This is a genomic window from Anabaena sp. PCC 7108 (assembly GCF_000332135.1).
Taxonomy (GTDB): Bacteria; Cyanobacteriota; Cyanobacteriia; order Cyanobacteriales; family Nostocaceae; genus Anabaena.
Genome location: NZ_KB235896.1, coordinates 3487105 through 3507189 on the forward strand (window position 1 = coordinate 3487105; position 20085 = coordinate 3507189).

A 20085-nucleotide genomic window follows, 5' to 3' on the forward strand; every position below is an offset into this window, starting at 1 on the left:
TTGGAAATAAGGCAAATGCACAACGATGAAAAGTTCAATTTTGGTTTTTGGAAGTACTAATTTTCTGGCTACACTACCAGATCAGATTCTTGATACAAATATCTTTAGTATCGATATTGTTACCAGTCTCAGTCAGGCTCAGTCGTGCATTCACATTACGCCCATAGATATAATTTTGGTACAAGCAAGTTTAGAAGGGAGTATGGAATTATGTTCTTGGTTAAAAGAACAAACTAAGCTATCTTGTGTTTACTGCATTTTGTTTGAAGATCGTCCTGAGTTACTTACTCAGAAAAGTCAGGAAAATTGGGAGTGGGAATTATTAGTAAATGCTGCTGCATTAGAACAAGGTGCGGATGCTTATGTTTGGCAAATTCCTGAAAATCAAACTACATATAGTTTAGCAAATTTTGCAGCTAATTATCAAATAATAATAGCTCAATTTACGGTGGGTTTACGGAAAGCACAAAAATACCGGGATTTACTAGATAAAAATGCCTTACTATCAGCAATTGCTCTAGCCGATTCCTTAACAGAATTAAATAATCGTCGGGCTTTAGAATGGGACTTACCTAGACAAGTTCAACAAGCTAGAACTTTAAAAGATCCCTTTAGTCTAATTATCTTAGATGTGGATTTTTTCAAAAAAGTTAATGATACTCACGGGCATTTAGTAGGTGATCGTTTATTACAATTACTTTGTAAACGTTTGCAAAACAATCTACGTTCACAGGATATAGCCTTCCGTTATGGAGGCGAAGAATTTGTGGTTTTGCTAACTAATACAAGCATAGAAGAAGCACTAAATATCGCTGTTCGTCTCAATCGAGTAGTTGATGAAAGCTCATTTGTGATTAATAATCAACTCTCTATTAATATTACTATCAGCTTAGGTGTAGCCACTTTAGAACCGGAAGATAATGAAACTGGAATCAGTTTATTACATCGTGCTGATCAATGCTTATTAGCAGCCAAAGAAACTGGTAGAAATAAAGTGGTAAGTTGGGATGAACACCATCATATTTCTCATTTAAATTCTGTTTCTTATTAACTCAGAATCACTCGTTGACATTCAGACACAGTAGCCCGTCTTTTCATGGCCGCCACCAAAGCTTGATAACTGTCCCAATTTTCCTGAATCAGATTTTTAGATTGGAGAAGATGAAACCGTTGTTTTTGCTGATAACCTGCTTCCGAAAACCCAAGAACTTGTAAAACTTCAATTAACTTAGTTTTATCATCATTGCCACCTTCAGCCGAGTTAAAAACCAAAGTTTCCGCAGCAATTCCCGCCATCCAAATAGTACAATAACGGTCTAACATTTGGGCGGTAATTTGACCTTTTTCTATTTGCGCTGTTAACTCCCCGTCTTCTAAAGTTATTCCACCTTGTCCTGGTTGTCCCTGTTTCCAAGCTTCCCATGCGCTGAGAGTATAGCCAGTTACAGGAATTTCTAAAAGATTAGCAACGAGAAAATGACCTGCTTCATGATGTAGAATACGCTCTTTATATTCTGGAGAAAATCTTGCTAACCAATCTAATACTATTGTTCCTCCCTTTCCTTGAAAGCTGAAATTATCTAAAGTTGCAATTCCTAAAAACGTCACTGTAGCTAAAGCGGGGAATGTTGGCGAAAGATGTATTAATGGTCCTAACAGAGTTGAGAGAGTCATGAGAAAGACAGAAATAGCAATGAGATTGATTGCAGTTTGGCTCATTTTCAGATTTGTGAATTTAAATTAATCTTTCTTTATTTTAGATACTTTACAAAAGTCTGGGCTTGGGCTGATAGTCGGTGGTTTTGATACCAAGCATAAGCATGATCTGCAACTATCTGTCCTACTGATAAGTTCATACTATTTTGATACTTATCCGCCAGCCAGTAATGTTTACCTGCTTCTAGACTATCTACATTTTTACCTTCATACCATATTCCTATGGGCAACAATTTGTGAGCGCAGTAAGCAGCAAAAATTGTTGATTTTGTCAAGTATTCAGTTGAGTAATTAAAAAACCCTACCAAGGAAGTTGATAATAAACTGCTGATTTCTTGAGCAGACTTAACTCCCAAGCAAGTAACTGGGATATTATTCACTGGCTCAATTGCAAATTTTAGCGGCGGACCGATATCTAATATTTCCTCAATTTCCAACTCTTGACAAGTCCGCTCTAATGCTAATAATGATTGCTGATAAACACGAGAACGAGGTCCGACACCACCAAAAACTACCAAACGCCGGGAACGTGCTGACAAAGGTGTGAGATATTCAGGTTCACCCACATTAGAAAAAACTGGTAAAGCCGGAATATCAAAATGCTTACCCTGACTGAATTTCCTGATTATATCAGCATAACCTTGCTTACTGGTCAGAGTGCGATCGCTCAAACAAACCAAACGCGCAGCTAAATTTCTTTGCAGTGGTGATGTCCAAAACTGACTAGTCCAAATTGCACCAAAAGCATAGAGTTCGTGAAACATCGTCACGAAACGGCGATTATTACCCTTTTTTCGCCACTTTTCTAAACCTTCCACCAACCAAACCGGACAGCCTCTTTTTGCGTAACCATAGCCCACATAATGTAACAGCACAGTTTGTACAGAGTTCTGTTGATGAGGTAATAATTCTAACAAAGCAGGATAGGAGCAATCAGCCACCTGCTTAACTGCAAATCCTTCTACAACCGCTTCACCAGACCAATTTGCATCTCCAATAATAAATTCTGTTACTACTCCCCAATCTTGACGCATTTGTTTAGCCAAATTTAGGCCATAGTCTCCCACTCCATCAACAGCAGGGGGTAAACGGGGAACAATTACAGTAATTACCATACTCCAGCTATACTAATTTTTACCACGATATTAAATTTTTTTTAGGCAACAAAACTCAAAATATCATACTTTCGGTTTAAGTACTGATAATGATATTAAATAAACAATACCATTAATCCCTTCGCTAACCGATGCCAAATACTCGCAAAATTCTCTCTATTGGTCACTCCTATGTTGTCAATCTCAACCGCCGATTAGTCAATGAAATAGCCCGTTTGGGACAGGATGAATGGGAAGTAACAGCAGTGGCTCCGGCATTTATGCACGGAGATTTGCGACCCATGCACCTAGAAACAGATCCTAATGAAATTTGTCATCTCGAACCAGTAAGTGTGTATAATAGCCAACGCATTCATATCATGACCTATGGTTGGCAACTGCGGGAAATTATGCAGCAAAGATGGGATTTAATACATTGTTGGGAGGAGCCATATATATTTGCAGGCGCACAGGTTGCTTGGTGGAAAACAGAAAAAACTCCACTAGTTTACTCTACATTTCAAAACAAATCTAAGCAATATCCACCCCCATTTAATTGGATTGAGCAATATGCTATGAGTCGTGCTACAGGATGGATTGCTTTTGGACAAACCGTTACCGAAGCTTTAAAATCTCGTCCTGGCTATTCACATCCCATGCGAGTGATTACCCCTGGCGTAGATATTAACCATTTCTACCCCTCTATTGATGCCAAATACCAAATTCGTCGGTTTTTAGGCTGGGAAGCACAAGAAATCCCTGTTGTTGGTTATTTAGGACGTTTTGTTCCTGATAAAGGATTAGATTTGCTGATGAAGGTTTTGGATAGATTAGAAACTCCTTGGCGAGCTTTATTCGTTGGTACTGGTGTAATGGAATCATCAATGCAGACTTGGGCAAAGCGTTATCCTAAACAGGTGCAAATTTGCACAGATGTTAAACATAATGAAGTTCCTCAATATCTCAATGCTATGGATATACTTGTCGCTCCCAGTCAAACTATGCCTAACTGGAGAGAACAGTTTGGAAGAATGCTAATTGAGGCTTTTGCTTGCGGTGTTCCCGTAATTGGTAGTGACAGTGGCGAAATTCCTTATGTGATTGAAGATGCAGGGGTAGTAGTTGGCGAAAAAGATGAAAATGGTTGGGTTGAAGCTATTTCTGACTTGCTTAATAGTCCATCTATGCGTCAAGAACTAACGCAAAAAGGTTTAGAAAGGGCGCATAAATTATACGCTTGGTCATCTGTTGCTCAACAACATTTGCTATTTTTTAACGAATTGTTAGAGAATAGATCAAGTTAACAACGGTTTTTGCCAAATAGCCGCAGTCTTGATCCCATTAGTCGATTGATCAACAATTTTCCAATCTTGAGGAATACTCAAAGCCTCTAATGAATTCCACAGATTAGTATCATCAATAAGCAAGTATCCTCCAGCTTTAATCTTCTTTAAACATTTTCTGGCACAATTAGTTCTGTAGTGTCCATCAACAATAACTAAATCTAAACTTTCATCTGCAAATTCCTCCAGAACTGCCACATAACTAGGACATATTTGATAACTATCTTGTTCGGGTTCTGACACAGGATGATCCAACAAAATCAGCCGCAAATTTATATTAGTGATATTTTCTGTTTCTATTTTGCTTTTTACAACTTTATACCAATTTTCATCAGATTCTATACTAGTGATTTTGCTTACCAGCCTAGCAAACCAAACTGAACTCCGTCCGCTGCCAAATTCAAGCACTGACATGGAAGCAGCAAGATGTTTTCTACAAAATTCTACAGTTCCTGGACACATCCAAGGTTCATCTGGATGAAGTTTTTCCCATACCCAATACCTGACACGATATACTATTAACTGAGGTCGTTGCAGCCAGAAAAAAAAGCTTTTTAGTGAAATTAATAACATTGTAGCTTCCTATTCATTTTCAGACATTAGCCTTATTTTACACTTTTATAATGTAAAATTACATAGAAAATAAGTAGAACTTTGTCATGGCTTATCCATCATCATTAATTATTTAGTTAAATCATGAAAAATTAGAGAATATTTACCATATGACTCCAATGCGTCTCGCTGTAATCCGCGATTACTCAGAAGAAAATTGGCATAGCATGGATTTATGCGCTCAGATGCTAATTAAGCAATTGCAAACAGATTACAATACATCTATTCAATCTATAGAAGTTCTACCCAAATTTAAAAGTCGTTGTCAACAAATTCCCTGGATTGGTAAACAGCATTTTGCCTATAATGCAGACCGTCTACTTAACCGATTTTGGGACTATCCCCAGTATCTCAAACCAAAGGTAACAGATTTCGATTTTTATCACATTGCTGACCACTCCTACGCCCATTTAGCCCATGTTTTACCTCCAGAAAGGACGGGAGTGTATTGTCATGATCTTGATGCCTTTCGCTCGCTTCTAGATCCAGAAAGAGAACCCAGACCAGCTTGGTATCAAGCCATGTCTCAGAGAATTTTAGACGGGTTACAGTCCTGTGCTATTGTATTTTATTCTACCGCAGAGGTTAGAAAACAAATTGAGCATTACCAACTCGTAAAACCATCCCGGCTGATTTCTGCTCCTTTAGGTATTGCCTCGGAATTTAGTATTAATACTGAGAAAGTAAGTAATAGTAACCAAGAAAGATTAGAAATAGCAAAAATAGGTACTGCACCTTTTCTTCTGCACGTTGGTAGTTGCATTCCACGTAAACGCATTGATATTCTATTAGAAGTATTTGCACGAGTCAAGGTTACTCATCCAGAGTTGCAACTAGTTAAAGTCAGTGGTGAATGGACACAAAGCCAACAAGAGCAAATTGCTCAATTGAATATCAGTAAGTCGATAATTCACCTCCACGGTTTACAACGCTCCACCATAGCAGCCCTTTATCAACGAGCCTCAGCAGTGTTATTAACAAGTGAAGCAGAAGGTTTTGGATTACCTGTGATTGAAGCCTTAGCTTGTGGGGCGATAGTAGTTGCTAGTGATATTCCTGTGTTGCGGGAGGTAGGCGGACAGGGTGTGATATACTGCCCGACTGGAGATGTATCAGCGTGGGTAGAAAAGATAGTGCAACTATTATCAAACCCAACTAGCGCACCTGTGATTAATATCCGTCTCAATCAAGCGCAGAGATATTCTTGGTCTAATCACGCCCAGATTATTGCCCAATCTTATATCAAGTTAGCGGGTGTTGAAAATATATGAAAATTGTATTTGTTAACCCAGTGGGAGCAATTGGTGGTGCTGAGAGAGTTTTACTAACTATTTTTGCTGCACTTTTAAATACAAAGCCAGATATTCAATTACATCTAATTGTAGGTACTGATGGACTATTGATAGAACAAGCCGAAAAATTGGGAGTGCAAGTCACATTATTACAGCTACCAGAAGAATTTAATCAACTGGGTGACAGCGCTTTCAAAGGTAGTAATAAAGCCTTAGCAGGATTGACATTACTATTAAGACTAGTAAAAATTTTACCAAGTATCGGTACATATCTAGGAGAATTCAAGCGATCGCTCTGTGAACTCAAACCAGACTTAATTCACTCCAACGGCATTAAAACTCATCTACTAACTGCATTGGCTGGAGTTAAGAGTATACCTGTAGTTTGGCACATTCATGACTTCTATGGCTCACGCCCATTCATGGCACAGGTTTTAAAATGGGTAAGCTATAGTGCTAAACAGGGAATTGCTATTTCCCAAGCTGTCGCCCAAGATGCTCATTCCACAATCCCAAACTTACCAATAGAAGTAATTTATAATGCCGTAGATATCAATTACTTTTATCCTAATTTCCCAACTTCTCATCTTCCCCTGCGGGTGGGACTAGTTGCAACTTTTGCACGTTGGAAAGGGCATGATATTTTTCTAGAAGCAGCATCAGAAATTATCAAAAAGCATCCACATTTAAATGTCCGTTTCTGTATTGTTGGGGGAGCAATTTATAAAACTCGTGGTTCTCAATTTTCAGAACAAGAATTAAAAGACAAAGCTGCACATTTAGACATTATAGACAAAGTTGATTTTCTCGGCTTTCAAGAAGATATAGCCGAAATTTACCGCACTTTAGATATTGTCGTTCATGCCAGTACGCAACCAGAACCATTTGGTTTAGCAATAATCGAAGCAATGGCTTGTGGTAAACCAGTAATAGTATCCCAAGCAGGTGGTGCTGCTGAGTTATTTACTCATAACTATGATGCAGTTGGTGTCCCACCTGGAGAACCAAATGCTTTAGTAGCAGCTATTTTAGATTTACTAAACAACCCAGAAAAACGTCAACTTCTATCAGAAAATGCGAGGCATACAGTCATAAAGAAATTCAGTCACGAACGTTTAGGTGAGCAACTCATGAAAGTCTATGAAATGAATACATAACACTGATTATTAGACGTTGCAGGCAAAGTATCTACATTTTTTGTTAGAGATAATTTAATTATCAAACTCTACAACTCAAGCTCTACTAACTGCATAATAACTAGAATCTGGCTGATTAGCATTGACACCATTCATAGCTACACCTAAAACATTTTGGTCAGCTTTCTCCAACATTTCTTTAGAGAGAGAAACACTATTAGAATCAGCTACACCTGGACGGACTACAAACAAAATTCCATTCACAAGTTTTCCTAAAATCGTTGCATCCGCAGCTACAGTTAATGGTGAAGTATCAATGATCACAAAATCATATTTTTGGGCGATTTGTGCCACAAACACAGCCATTTGACTAGAATCAAGTAGTGAAGCTGGATTTTGATTAAGTTCCCCAGCCGTGAGAACTTCTAAATTAGGAGAAATTTGAGTCACAGCCCGGTCTAAATCCAATTGACGTTTAAGAACGTTGCTTAAACCTACTTCATTGGGAATTTCCCAAATTTTGTGTTGGCTAGGATTACGTAAATCAGCATCTACTAGTAATACATTGCGCCCTAATTGAGATATAGAGAAAGCTAAATTGGCAGAAATAGTTGATTTACCTTCTTTGGGAACAGAACTGGAAACTACAATCACCTTAATTGATTGTTCTGAATTAAAAAATCTCAAGTTAGTTTGCAGCATCCGAAAAGCTTCACTAACAGGAGAATCTGGTTGATTTTTAACAATTACTTCAGGGATAAAATTGCCGTTGGGAAAAGGTGGAATATAGCCCAGTAAGTTGTAACCCAATAAGTCTTTGGCAGATTTGGAGGTTTTGATAGTCTTGTCTAATCTTTCTAAAACAAAGGCAGTAGCTACCCCCAAAACAATCCCACCAATTAATCCTTGCAGTAAATTTATATACTGACGGCTTCTAATTGGTACTCCGGGAATTAAGGCAGGTGTAACAATCCTGGCGTTACTAACTTGTAGATTTTCAGCCACTTGCAATTCTTGATACCGAGCCAGAAGTCCTTGATAGCTCAAATCAGTGGCAGATATTTCCCGTTCTAACTGGCGTTGCTGCAATTCTAATTGCGGTAAAGTATTAGCCCTTTGTCTGTAAGATTCAATGACCCCAGCTAACGATTTTAGTCGTACCTGCAAACTCAAACGTTCTGCTTCAACACTGGCATAGTTACCCAGAATCCCTTGTTGTAAACCTTGACCTCTAAGTTGAACGATTTTGTCAGGTTCTAGGGTTTGATTCAAACGCCCTGCTTTACCTATAAAGCTTTGTTCTATTCGCTTCTTCAGTTCTTTTTTGAGAATCGCTTCTTCATCCTTAAGGTCAATCATGGTGGGATGAGTATCAGTCAAGCGCAAACCTGTAACTTGTATTTTTTGCTGGATATTTTGCAGCTGTCCCAGAACTGAGACTGTTGATGGCGATTCACCCACAAAACCTGCAACTACAGCCTCTTGGGAACTAACACCAAAGAGTTTTTGGATTGATTGCATACGGGCTGTTTGCGAAGATAAATCGGATCTAGTTGCAGCTACTTGTCTATCTAATTCAGTCAAAATTGCCACACTAGCTGAGGCTTCTGCTTTCAAGTCTAAAACTCTATTCCGCTGTTTAAAAAATTGTAGTTTACGTTCAGAAGCTTGTAAGGCAGCTTTCCTCAAGGGCAACTGTTGGGCAATAAAGTCTCTAGCAGACCTGGTTTGAGCGCGGTTCGCATCAATATCATTTTCGATATAGACTTTCATTAATGTATTGACAATTGAAGCAGCTGTTCTGGGATCTGTGCTTGTGTAATACAGTTCCAGAATATCTGTGTTGTCAATATTTTTGACTTCCAGGTCTTTTAAAAACACTAGAGGGTTGATATTGAGGCCAAGGGTATTGATTGTCTTTTCAGCTAAGGGTAGTGAACGCAAAACAGCTACCTCTGTTCCTAATGGTCTACCACTAACTGAACTCTCCAATTGTCCTAATTGGTTCCCCACTCCTGTCAGCGAAGAGGTAGAGTTCTTTTTCAGTACCAACTGACCTCCTGCCTGATAAATGGGCGTTTCTAGTACAGTTTTTACTATACTCAATGCTAAAAGACTTATAAAAACTATAGAAGTAGGCAACCAACGTCGCTTAAGTATTGACCAATAGCGCAAATATTCTTCCATATTCTCCTCTATCTATTTTGATTTTTTTGGTTCTCAGATTTTGATTTTTGTGTTCTTCTTAACTCAGCAAAAACTGTCTTTTATAGGGTTGTATGCTGCATTTTCGTCGTGAGAAAGTGTTTTTACTTAGGTCAAGTTATCCCAAAATTTACACCAAAAGCGAAGTTGAGTAAAAAATGTAACATTTTTACAATAAAAACATCTTATTGAATAGAAGTTTAGTTTGCCTAAAATCAATGTATTTGTCAATACACTGATGAATATTGTTCTATCAAAGCTCTATTAAAATTTACAACAGGATTTAAGCAGGAATTTGTGAACTATATCTTTATTATCAGGATAAATACGTAAATTTTATATAAAGAGCATTGACAGGGATTGTCTTCAATGTAAAATTAAAAACATTAATCAAGTGTTTAAATTATAGTCAGAAACTAATCACCATAATCTTTTTAGCTCTTTAGATATCTCCTCTAAACACAGAAGTTATACTATCAACCACAAAAAATGACAAAACAGAAACAAGAAAGACTACCAAAAAAGCCCATAGAAATAACAGACAGTATTGAGAATATGTCTTTCTCCTTACTAAGGTTGCTCGGCTATATTCTGCTGATCTTTTCTCTCATTGACTACCTGGCTATCTTGATACCTCCACGCTTAACAGATCCGGGTTGGGAATTACAAGCTATTGGACAAATGGTAGATCACGTCTGGTCTATCTTACTGGGATTAACATTTATATTTTTGCATAACAAAGGTAGTATCCTGCAACCAAAACAACTACCAATTCTTAAACTTTTATCTTGGGTTAGTTTAACAATTGGAATATTTTATCTGCTGATGCTGCCTTTAGGAATTAATAATAGCCTCACACTCTACAGAAATATTAATAATCAATTTATCACTCAACAAGGTCAACAACAAGAGCAACTGCAAAAAATAACTGAAAAACTCAAGACAACTAACTCTCCCCAAGAATTAAATAACTTAGCCAGAATTTTAAATCTGCCTAATCAAGGCGGAGCTAGTAAATCTCCTCAAGAATTAAAAAATCAAATATCTCAACAAATTCAAACAGTTGCCCAAAATTCCATTGCTACTGCTAACGCTGCCAAGCGAGAACAGATTAAAAATTTAATTAAAAGTGCGGTGAGAATCAATCTAGGAACAATAATCTCAGGTATTTGCTTGATTATGTTCTGGAATATGACTCGTTGGACGCGCATTATCGATAAAAATATTGGATAAGAATGGAAGATAAAAATGTTCATCAGTAGCCAGAAAATAGATCAAGTAAAAGAAGCATTTTTGCTGCGATTTAAACCCTTAATTCAAACCCAGAAATTTTACTTGCTGGGAATTTTTACAACATTGGCTGTTTTGCATTTAAACATAATTAGAAATCATCCACTTGAAAGTGAGGAAATTACATTTTATGCAATTTACTGGGGAGGAATTTTATATTTACTTTGGCAAAATCAGCGACAAGAGAAAACTCCAACATTGTTCTCTAGCTACTTCGGTTTAGGATTGCTATTTGTAGTGATAATTAGACCTCTAAATTTATGGCATTTAGACCTAATATTATTTAGATTTGGACCGATTTTTGCTGGCTTGGGTTTAGGTTTACTATCTTTTGGCTTTTCAGAAATCAGGCATTATTGGCGCTTATTTTTATTATTGTGCTTAATGCTTTTTCCATTTAATTTTATCAATGGAATTTTTGATTCTCGGTTACATTTTAATGAAGTAACTGCGACCATATCCGCTTTCTTACTCCACTATCTAGGTTTTGGTGCTACTCATTCTGGAACTTTGGTAAAACTGCCTACAGGTCAAGTAGAAGTTCTTTATGCCTGCACCGGTGGAAAGTTAATTTTGTGGTTACTACAGCTAACTCTACTGATTATAGTAGTGGTTGTTTCCTTAACTTGGAAACAGAGATGGGCATTAGTTATATCTGCTGTGGCTACGGGATTTTTAGTTGGCTGTATTCGCGTTGCTTTATTAGCTGTAGTAGTTAACAACCAGAATCTGTTTGAATATTGGCACGAACAGTCTGGGGGAACAATTTTTATGGGATTTGCAACTATTACCTTTGCAGCCTTATGTAATTGGATAATGCCAGTGGAATTTTTAGCTTCTACAGAAACCTCATTATCAACTACCACAGTCACTCTAGAGCTAAAGAGGCGCTTTTTGCTTGCTGCTACCTGGGTGGGAATTATATTGACTGCTATCTATTTAATAGCCACTAGAAGACCCATCAGTACTGATATTTTTCCAGATAAAATTTCTCTGAATAGTTGGAAGCAAGTCAAAGTTAACTCTCTGGGTCAGCAAAAATATAAGAATCCGCTGACTGATAACTTTGTATTAATGGACTTTTCACAAGACTATAGTTATCTCAAAAATAGTCAGAAGTTAGAATTGCAAATGCGTTATGTAATCAATACCAGAGGTGAACCAAACCCATTTCTGCTTAACATAAGTCCAGACTTAGTTAAGTATAAACAAAACGACCTTGGACAGCAAACACGAGTTAGCCATTATGCACTCTATAGTGACGGGCAACAAGCTTATCTGACAGCTTGTATTAATCCCCGTGGAGGTAGTACTTTGACTTCATCTCAATTTATGCAAAATCGATATAAATACGATGTTACCTTGAATCGATTATTACCTTGGGTTTTTGGACAGGATGTGATCAGAGACGACCGCTGTATATGGACTCAATTATCTATTCCCTTGAATGGGTCACTTGCCACTGAAATTTATACGGTGTTAGAATCGATATGGGACGATAACTACAGTACCTGGCAATCACTCTTTACGAAAAAATACTGAGCATCTCACTTATATTAGGCTAGTCCATTTGCCAGGATGTCTAATCAACATGCATAACATTCAGGGTAGAAAGTAAGTACTTTATGAAGGTACGACACTATTATTCATGTTTTTAGTACATAGACTAGCCGCTCAGGGAAGAATTTAAGCAAACACAGAAGAGTAACAATGAGTTTCTTTAGATTTAGTTAGAGTGACTCTTAATAGTTTTTCCTTGATTAATCAGATGTTTTGATTTTCTTCTTATAAACCATGTCGAAAATATCAAATTATAGAATTATCCATTTGTCTAAATATTATCCTCCAGACCGAGGGGGGATAGAAACACACGTACAAACTTTAGCTCAAACTCAGGCCGCTTTAGGTGCAGAAGTTCATGTAGTTTGTGTCAATGCTTTTGATGAACAAGGACGTTTATCGAGAACAACCCAGACGATTAAAGAAATGGACGGAAATGTCAGTGTTACTCGCATGGGTAGGCTTGTATCATTGGCAAGATTTGATGTCTGTCCAGAACTGCCTAGCAAGTTATGTCAAGTAGTTAAAGATAGGAATACATTAATACATCTGCATACGCCTAATCCGACAATGCTGATGGCTTTAACAATGCTTCATCATCACTCACCCTTAGTAATTACCCATCACAGCGATGTTATTAAGCAAAAAATTTTGAAGTATGGATTGCGTCCATTTGAACACCTAGTTTACAGTAAGAGTTCGCAGGTTTTAACTACGAGTTCTCCATATATTCAAGGCTCAAAATTTTTACGTTCTTATCGTGATAAATTGAGTTATTTACCACTTGGTTTAGATGCTAATAATTATACTCAACCTAATAAAAGAGCGATCGCATTTAGTCACAACCTCAAGAAAAAATATCCAGGACCAATTTGGTTGGCAGTTGGTAGATTAGTCTATTACAAAGCATTGCACGTAGCAATTGAAGCTCTAAGCATGGTGACAGGAACACTGGTAATAATTGGTGTTGGTTCTTTAGAACAAGAACTAAAAACCCTGGCCAAAAAACTAGGAGTAGACAAGCGCATTGTTTGGTTAGGTCGCGTGAACGATGATGAACTCGTTGGTGCTTATCATGCAGCAACTAGTCTTTGGTTTCCTTCTAATGTTCGTAGCGAGGGTTTTGGGTTAGTCCAAGTAGAAGCAATGGCTAGTGGCTGTCCGGTAATTAATGCCAATATTATCTGTAGTGGTGTACCTTGGGTCAGCCGTCATGAACAAGAAGGTCTGACTGTACCAATTAACAATCCAGTAGCTTTGGCTGAAGCTTCACAACGTTTGCTTTCTGAACCTGGGTTGCATCAGCGACTCGCCGCAGCCAGCCGTAAACGAGCCGAATACTTTAACCATACAACTATGGCGCAACGCAGCTTTAAATTCTATGAACGAGTTTTGAATCAAGAACGCAGATATGGAATTATACCAAAACCAGCGAATCTGTTATGAAAATATTGCACGTTTATGCAGGCAATCTGTTTGGTGGGATAGAAACGCTGCTGGTGACATTAGCAAAGGAACAAAGTTTATGTTCACAGATGCAACATCACTTTGCACTATGCTTTGAGGGGAGATTGGCCAAGGAATTGCGAAATTTAGGTGCAAAGGTGCATCTGTTAGGTAAAGTCCGAATAAGTCGTCCTTGGACAGTGTGGAAAGCTAGGCAGCAACTCCAACAACTATTGAAGCAAGAGGGATTTGATCTAGTTATTTGTCATTCTTGCTGGCCGCAAGCTATTTTTGGCTCAGTTGTCCGAGCTAACAATTTACCATTAGTCTTTTGGTGTCATGATGTGCCTAATGGTGAACACCCTCTGGAACGTTGGGCAAAGTTAGTCCCTCCAGATTTGGTAATTGCTAATAGTCGTTATACCCAAACAGCCATACCAAAACTCTATCCTCAAACTCGCAGTGATACTCTTTATCTACCTGTAACTTCTCCAAATATTGGCAATCATACATCAGTTCGCCATGAGATTAGAGCAGAACTTAATACCTCCGATGATGCAGTAGTTATTATTCAGGTATCGCGTCTGGAACGTTTGAAAGGACAAAATGTGTTAATCTCCGCTTTGGGGGAGTTACGCGACATCCCCGGTTGGATATGTTGGATAGCTGGGGGAGTACAACGCTCCCATGAGACTAAATATCTAGAAGAACTGGAGGCACAAGTACAGGAATTAGGTATTGCCGAACGTGTATTATTTCTAGGACAACGATCTGATATACCGAGCTTGTTAGCTGCTGCTGATATTCATTGTCAACCTAATACTAAACCAGAAACATTTGGTATTGCTTTTATAGAAGCTCTTTATGCAGGTTTGCCGGTGGTGACAACAGCTATAGGTGGTGGTATGGAAATTATTGATCATTCCTGTGGGCATTTGGTTGCAGCTAATGATATTGATGCTTTGAGTAAAACTTTAAGAATATTGATTTCTAATCCTGGTAAAAGAGCTTCTTTAGCATCTGGAGGAAAACAACGGGCGGAGTATCTTTGCAATCCGCAACAGCAAATAAATCGGCTTTATAGTTTGCTTTCTCAACTTGTTGAAAAAGCATCTGTAGCATGATTTTATTAGATGTTTGTCGTTGAAATTTATTGTTCAAAAGTTAAAGATGGTCAACTTGGGTATGTTAATACAGGAATTCTGTGGGTATGGAAATAAAAATTCATAAATTATACTTGATAAATTCTACCTTTCCACCTAAACTCTGTGGAGTTGGCGATCATACTGCCTACCTAGCAACAGAATTAGCCAAAATAATTGAAGTTAAAGTTTTAGTGGCATTTGGGGAAATAGACAACTTTACACAATTCAAAGTCGAGCCGATATTCAGCTATGTGAAACCTGAGAGTTTTTTTTCAATCATTAAATTCATTCGTGAAGATCCACCTGATTGGGTTATCCTTCAATACGATCCGTTTGGTTATGGAACACGTTATGGTTTAAATCCATATATACCTCTGGCAATAAATATACTAAAACGGCTATGTCCGAAAGTTAAAATCGGAGTTATTGTACATGAGTCATTTATACATATTCAGAATAGAAAATTAGCAGTATTGGCGCAATTACTAAAAGCACAATTGTGGTTACTTGGGTGTGCTGTGGATACGATTTTTACTGTTATAGAACCTTGGGTTTCCATACTTAATAGTTGGTTTCCAAATAAACTGATTCAACATCTGCCCGTCAGTTCAAATATTCCCCAAGTGCCTACAGATAGAGCTAAGGTTCGTGAAAGCTTAAGGATCTCACCACAAACGATAGTTCTTGGAATGTTTGGACGTATTCAGAGAGTACGCAGATTAGATCATATAATCAATGCCGTCAAGAAAATTCAAGCTGAGGGATTTGAGGTTTTAGTAATGTATATCGGACACGATACTGTTGGGGCAAAATCTGGCTTAACAGATGTACCTCTATTAGCTGAAGGACCATTTTCACCTGAAGAAGTTTCGCGGCGGTTTGCTGCTATGGATATTTATCTAGTCCCTATTGATGAAGGAGTATCAACAAGAAATACTTCTTTTATGACTGGTCTTCAGCATGGAATTCCAACTGTTGCCACATTTGGCAGTGCTACAGATAGTATGCTAATGCAAGAACACGGGAAATCACTTTTTCTAGTGGATGTTAAAGCACCTGATGATTTTGCTCAGGCAGTGTTAGAGTTAGCGTCAAATCCTCTACAGCGAAAATTGCTATCTGATGGGGCAAAGGAATTATTTGCTCGTGAATTTACTTGGTCTCATATTAGTTCAAAGTTATTGACTACACTAGAATCTTTTGAAGTATAAATATAAAAATAAACTCAATGACTTTAAAAACAACACAGTCTTCCTTCAATTCCATTCCCATAGCAGCAAAACTACACTGGACATGGGCGCACACTTTTATCCTGTTACAGTTTTTCCTGCAAATATTACTCTTATTCCCCGCAATCGGTCTTTTCCGAGTACCAATGCGGATTGCTTCCTTTGCCCTAGGTTTGTTTTTATTGGTGTGGCTACCTTGCTCACATAAAAAGACACATCCAGCGACTATGCCAGCAATGATAGTCCTAGCAATTATGCTACTAGAGTTTTGTTTGAATCCTTATATTAATTCGGTAACGGCAGGATTAGCTCAAGGAGCAATGTATCTTGCTATTCTCAGTCCTCTTTTTTGGGTCAGAGGATTAAAAATTACACCCAAAGCTTTTGAAAGCTTAATGTTTATGATGTGGGGCATTAACACATTAAGTGCCATTTTTGGGGTGTTACAGGTTTACTATCCAGGGAAATTTCAGTTAGCTGTTTCTACTGTGATTCAAAATAACGCTTTTGGTGGAAAGGACTTATTAATCACATTAGCTAATGGCGCACAAGTATATAGACCAATGGGCTTAACTGACGTACCTGGAGGTGCAGCCAGTTCTGGTTTATATGCTCTTTTATTCGGGGTTGTATTTGCGCTCAAAAATAAAAACCCGATTATCAGAATTGCTGGGGTTAGTAGTGCTGCTCTGGGTTTATTTTGCATCTACCTAACTCAAATTCGTTCTATTTTGGTATTGGCTGCTATTTCTATGGTTGTTTTGGCAGTAGTCTTAATCAGAACAGGTCAAGTTGCGCGTGCGACAGTGATGATCTCAGGTGTGACGGGCTTGTTTGCAGGTACATTTTTTTGGGCAATAGCCATTGGAGGAGAATCAACTTTACAACGCATAACTAGCTTGTTTGCTGGTTCTCCTCAGGAAATTTACCAACAACACAGGGGGGGGTTTTTGCAAAATACTATTGAGAATTTATTACCTAAATATCCTTTGGGTGCAGGTTTGGGACGTTGGGGGATGATAAATGGCTATTTTGGTGATAATGCCGACCTGGTATCTCAACCAATTTGGGTAGAAATTCAGTGGACAGCATGGTTGCTAGATGGGGGAGTGCCACTAATATTTGCTTATGTTTTTTCTCTTTATGGGGCTTGTCAGACAGCATGGAATATTGCTATTAATCGCAAATTAGGAGATTTTGCACTGTGGGGAGGGTTAATTTTTGCTTATGACATTGGGGTGGTAGCGTTGACCTTCAACTATCCCATTTTTATGAGTCAAGGCGGTATGGAGTTCTGGTTACTAAATACAGCATTGTTTGTAGCTGCTAATCATATTTTGGATCAAAAACCTTTAGATGTGCAGTGATGAAGTCTTATTTGCTAGTAACAGGGGATTTTGTTAAAACAGGTGACATTGATTGGGTAAATTGTCATTTTGCCTTTGATTAGTCCCGAATTGTAGTAGCTAAACATTTATTAATCACACAAAATCCTGGATATATGTTCAAATTCAAAAAGCACACCAATACAAATTCCCGTTCTGCACATCTACCTCCTCATCTGACAATGCACTATTTGCCAGAACATACAGAAAGTATCCTTGATGTAGGGTGTAATGTAGGGCTGGGTCTCAAGTTTGCCAGCGAGTTGGGGGTTAAAAAACTTTATGGTATCGATATCAATCCCCACGCAATTGAGTTAGCAAGAGATAATCTCAAAGATATTGATCAAGTTGAACTGTATCATAATTCAGCCGATAGACTGCCCATTAAAGATGCAAGTGTTGACGTAGTTAATTGTACTGAAGTCCTAGAGCATATTCCCTTTGATCTTCGTCCTTTTCTGATAGAAGAAATTCACCGAGTTCTTGCAAATAATGGCAAACTGCTCATAACTGTACCCGCAAGAGGTCTTTTTCATTTCTTAGACCCAGCAAATTTTCGACTGATGTTTCCGTCCCTTTTTTATACTGTGAGCAAGCTTGTAGGCGGAAGTGGAAGAGAGTTAGGATATGCTGAACAGAAACACGATATAGTCTGGCATCATCACTTCACCATACCCGAACTTAAAGCTCTACTAGAACCGCTATTTAATATTTATCACATTCGAGGTAGAGGGTGCTTTTTTAGCCCAATTTGTAATTGGCTAGAGTGGCCTTTCTATCGGATGAATCGCATGAATAATATTTTATATAAAACAATCAGTGAGTTACACCAATGGGATATGTCTTGTGATTGGGGTATGGGATTAGCCTATAACGTACTAATTGTAGCAGAGAAGAAAAGTGACCTTTCTGAAAGTTGATCAATTCCACTACAATACTGAACGCAAATTCAATGTCAAAGAATTTCTGAAAGGATTGGTTTATGAAGTCTTATCTGTTAGTAACAGGGGATTTTGTCAAAACTGGTGGCATGGACAGAGCCAATTTTGCTTTGGCTGACTATTTAGCAAGACAAGGTGAACAAGTACATTTAGTAGCTCATCGAGTAGCTAATGAATTATTAGCTTATCCCAATGTTAAATTCCATCGAGTACCAAAAGTCGGGAATTCTTATCTACTCAGCAGTCCTTTACTAAACAAAATGGGACGTATTTTGGCACAGCGATTAGCTGCAAATGGAGGTAGAGTCTTGGTCAATGGTGGTAATTGCCAATGGCCAGATGTGAACTGGGTACATTATGTTCACGCAGCTTACCAACCTGATCATAAAGCTGGGTTACTGCGTCAGTTGAAGGGTTCGGTTTCACGTCAGATGTTTTTAGATGCAGAAAAAAAAGCATTAAACTCTGCACGGATAATCATTGTTAATTCAAATCGTACTAAACAAGATTTGATTGAGAAATTGGCTATTTCTGAGCAAAAACTGCACACAGTATATTATGGAATTGAACCGCAAGTATTTTATCCGGTAACACCAGAAGAAAAAGCCGCACTGCGTCAGCAACTAGGATGGAAAGAAGATAAAAAATTTGTAATATTTATTGGTGCTTTAAGCGATCGCCGTAAAGGATTTGATACTCTGTTTACAGCTTGGGAACAGTTATGTAATTTACCTAATTGGGATGCTGAATTGGTAGTGATTGGAGTTGGTGCCGAATTAACAAAATGGCAGAGTCGTGCTGCTATTGCTGGTATTTCTAATATTCATTTTTTGGGTTTTCGTGCTGATGTTCCCAAATTGTTGCAAGCGGCTGATTGTCTAGTTGCTCCCACTCGTTACGAGGCTTATGGATTGGGAGTCCATGAAGCTTTATGTTGTGGAATACCTGCTTTAGTTAGTGCTAATGCTGGGGTGGCAGAACGCTATCCAGAGGAGTTACAAGACTTGTTAATTCCTAATCCTGATGATGCGGTTGATTTGGCAACAAGACTGGAAAAATGGGGTAAAGATAAAACACATTATAGTAAGTTAGAATTTTCTTTTTCCCAGGAATTACGAGGTTATACTTGGGATAATATGGCAAAAGATATATTAGATTTTTTTGATTCTTGCTTTTAACCTATTCTCTGACTTTGATTACTTTAGCAGGATTACCAGCGACAACACTATAAGGAGCAACATCTTTCGTTACAACTGCCATAGCTCCAACAACCACTCCATCACCAAGATTTACTCCTGGCAAGATGCACGCACCACCACCTATCCAACAATCATTGCCAATATTAATTCCTTTTTTAGATATACCCCCCATCCCCTGGTCTCTGATTAGTGTATTTTTTGATAAATAATCGTGGTTTGTAGAAATCAGTTGAGCTTGTGGTCCAATCATACAATTATCACCAATAATTATTGCGGCATCTACACAGTGAATGATACTAAAATCCCCTAAATGAAAATCTTTTCCAATTTTAATATTTGAATTCAATAATGCCAATATAGTGCTATATCTACCAACATTAAAATAATCTTTAAATTCAATAAAACTTGAATTATCTGTTTTTAGTTTTGCACTTAAAGGAATTCCAACATTTAAATGATCGACTCTAATATTTGACTGGGAGATTATTTTGA

General features: G+C 37.9%; 16 protein-coding genes and 1 pseudogene. 12 read left to right on the forward strand and 5 right to left on the reverse strand.

Annotated elements, in window-relative coordinates; all coding sequences use genetic code 11:
• Positions 1–25 precede the first annotated feature (25 nt).
• Positions 26–1051: a GGDEF domain-containing protein gene (locus ANA7108_RS0116475; RefSeq protein ID WP_016951903.1), complete on the forward strand. Its 1026-nt coding sequence runs from the start codon at positions 26–28 to the stop codon at positions 1049–1051.
• Here ANA7108_RS0116475 and ANA7108_RS0116480 read toward each other — a convergent pair.
• Positions 1048–1719 (reverse strand): hypothetical protein, encoded by a 672-nt coding sequence (locus ANA7108_RS0116480; protein ID WP_016951904.1) that lies wholly within the window; start codon positions 1717–1719, stop codon positions 1048–1050. The two genes, ANA7108_RS0116475 and ANA7108_RS0116480, sit on opposite strands and share 4 nt — an antisense overlap.
• Positions 1720–1751: 32 nt before the next feature.
• The gene (locus tag ANA7108_RS0116485) at positions 1752–2831 is read right to left on the reverse strand and encodes a hypothetical protein (RefSeq protein ID WP_016951905.1); all 1080 of its coding nucleotides are present in this window, start codon (positions 2829–2831) and stop codon (positions 1752–1754) included.
• A gap of 131 nt (positions 2832–2962) precedes the next feature.
• On the opposite strand from ANA7108_RS0116485, the gene ANA7108_RS0116490 reads away from it, so the two are divergent.
• Positions 2963–4114 (forward strand): glycosyltransferase family 4 protein, encoded by a 1152-nt coding sequence (locus ANA7108_RS0116490; RefSeq protein ID WP_016951906.1) that lies wholly within the window; start codon positions 2963–2965, stop codon positions 4112–4114.
• On the opposite strand, the gene ANA7108_RS0116495 is transcribed toward ANA7108_RS0116490, so the two are convergent.
• Positions 4106–4726 (reverse strand): class I SAM-dependent methyltransferase, encoded by a 621-nt coding sequence (locus ANA7108_RS0116495; protein WP_016951907.1) that lies wholly within the window; start codon positions 4724–4726, stop codon positions 4106–4108. The two genes, ANA7108_RS0116490 and ANA7108_RS0116495, sit on opposite strands and share 9 nt — an antisense overlap.
• 149 nt (positions 4727–4875) lie before the next feature.
• On the opposite strand from ANA7108_RS0116495, the gene ANA7108_RS0116500 reads away from it, so the two are divergent.
• Both ANA7108_RS0116500 and ANA7108_RS0116505 read left to right on the forward strand, forming a co-directional pair.
• A complete protein-coding gene (locus ANA7108_RS0116500) occupies positions 4876–6036 on the forward strand; it encodes a glycosyltransferase (protein ID WP_016951908.1) in 1161 nt (386 codons plus the stop codon).
• Positions 6033–7214, forward strand: coding sequence for a glycosyltransferase family 4 protein (locus tag ANA7108_RS0116505; protein ID WP_016951909.1), 1182 nt, complete (start codon positions 6033–6035; stop codon positions 7212–7214). Before ANA7108_RS0116500 ends, ANA7108_RS0116505 begins: the two co-directional genes overlap by 4 nt.
• 75 nt (positions 7215–7289) lie before the next feature.
• Here ANA7108_RS0116505 and ANA7108_RS0116510 read toward each other — a convergent pair whose 3' ends face one another.
• Entirely contained in the window at positions 7290–9380 is a 2091-nt protein-coding gene (locus tag ANA7108_RS0116510; RefSeq protein WP_016951910.1) for a polysaccharide biosynthesis tyrosine autokinase, read from the reverse strand.
• A 507-nt stretch (positions 9381–9887) separates the two neighbouring features.
• Between ANA7108_RS0116510 and ANA7108_RS0116515 the strand changes: the two genes are divergently transcribed.
• The 8 genes from ANA7108_RS0116515 to ANA7108_RS0116550 all read left to right on the forward strand — a co-directional run bounded on the left by ANA7108_RS0116515 (position 9888) and on the right by ANA7108_RS0116550 (position 19572).
• Positions 9888–10631: an HpsJ family protein gene (locus ANA7108_RS0116515; RefSeq protein WP_016951911.1), complete on the forward strand. Its 744-nt coding sequence runs from the start codon at positions 9888–9890 to the stop codon at positions 10629–10631.
• A gap of 15 nt (positions 10632–10646) precedes the next feature.
• Positions 10647–12230, forward strand: coding sequence for a cyanoexosortase A system-associated protein (locus ANA7108_RS0116520; protein ID WP_016951912.1), 1584 nt, complete (start codon positions 10647–10649; stop codon positions 12228–12230).
• 252 nt (positions 12231–12482) lie between these two features.
• On the forward strand, positions 12483–13694 hold the full coding sequence (locus tag ANA7108_RS0116525) for a glycosyltransferase (protein WP_016951913.1): 1212 nt from the start codon (positions 12483–12485) through the stop codon (positions 13692–13694).
• Complete coding sequence (locus ANA7108_RS0116530) at positions 13691–14818, forward strand: glycosyltransferase family 4 protein (protein ID WP_016951914.1); 1128 nt, start codon at positions 13691–13693, stop codon at positions 14816–14818. The genes ANA7108_RS0116525 and ANA7108_RS0116530 overlap by 4 nt, the downstream gene beginning before the upstream one ends.
• A gap of 86 nt (positions 14819–14904) precedes the next feature.
• Entirely contained in the window at positions 14905–16050 is a 1146-nt protein-coding gene (locus tag ANA7108_RS0116535) for a glycosyltransferase family 4 protein (RefSeq protein WP_016951915.1), read from the forward strand.
• 17 nt (positions 16051–16067) lie between these two features.
• Positions 16068–17435, forward strand: coding sequence for a hypothetical protein (locus ANA7108_RS0116540; protein ID WP_016951916.1), 1368 nt, complete (start codon positions 16068–16070; stop codon positions 17433–17435).
• A 134-nt stretch (positions 17436–17569) separates the two neighbouring features.
• Positions 17570–18373, forward strand: a complete 804-nt coding sequence (locus tag ANA7108_RS28230; protein WP_016951917.1) for a class I SAM-dependent methyltransferase — start codon at positions 17570–17572, stop codon at positions 18371–18373.
• A gap of 62 nt (positions 18374–18435) precedes the next feature.
• The gene (locus ANA7108_RS0116550) at positions 18436–19572 is read left to right on the forward strand and encodes a glycosyltransferase family 4 protein (protein WP_016951918.1); all 1137 of its coding nucleotides are present in this window, start codon (positions 18436–18438) and stop codon (positions 19570–19572) included.
• Between the two features lie 7 nt (positions 19573–19579).
• Here ANA7108_RS0116550 and ANA7108_RS31405 read toward each other — a convergent pair.
• Positions 19580–19744 (reverse strand): annotated as a pseudogene (locus ANA7108_RS31405) (DapH/DapD/GlmU-related protein); the annotation flags it as partial.
• Between the last annotated feature and the right edge of the window lie 341 nt (positions 19745–20085).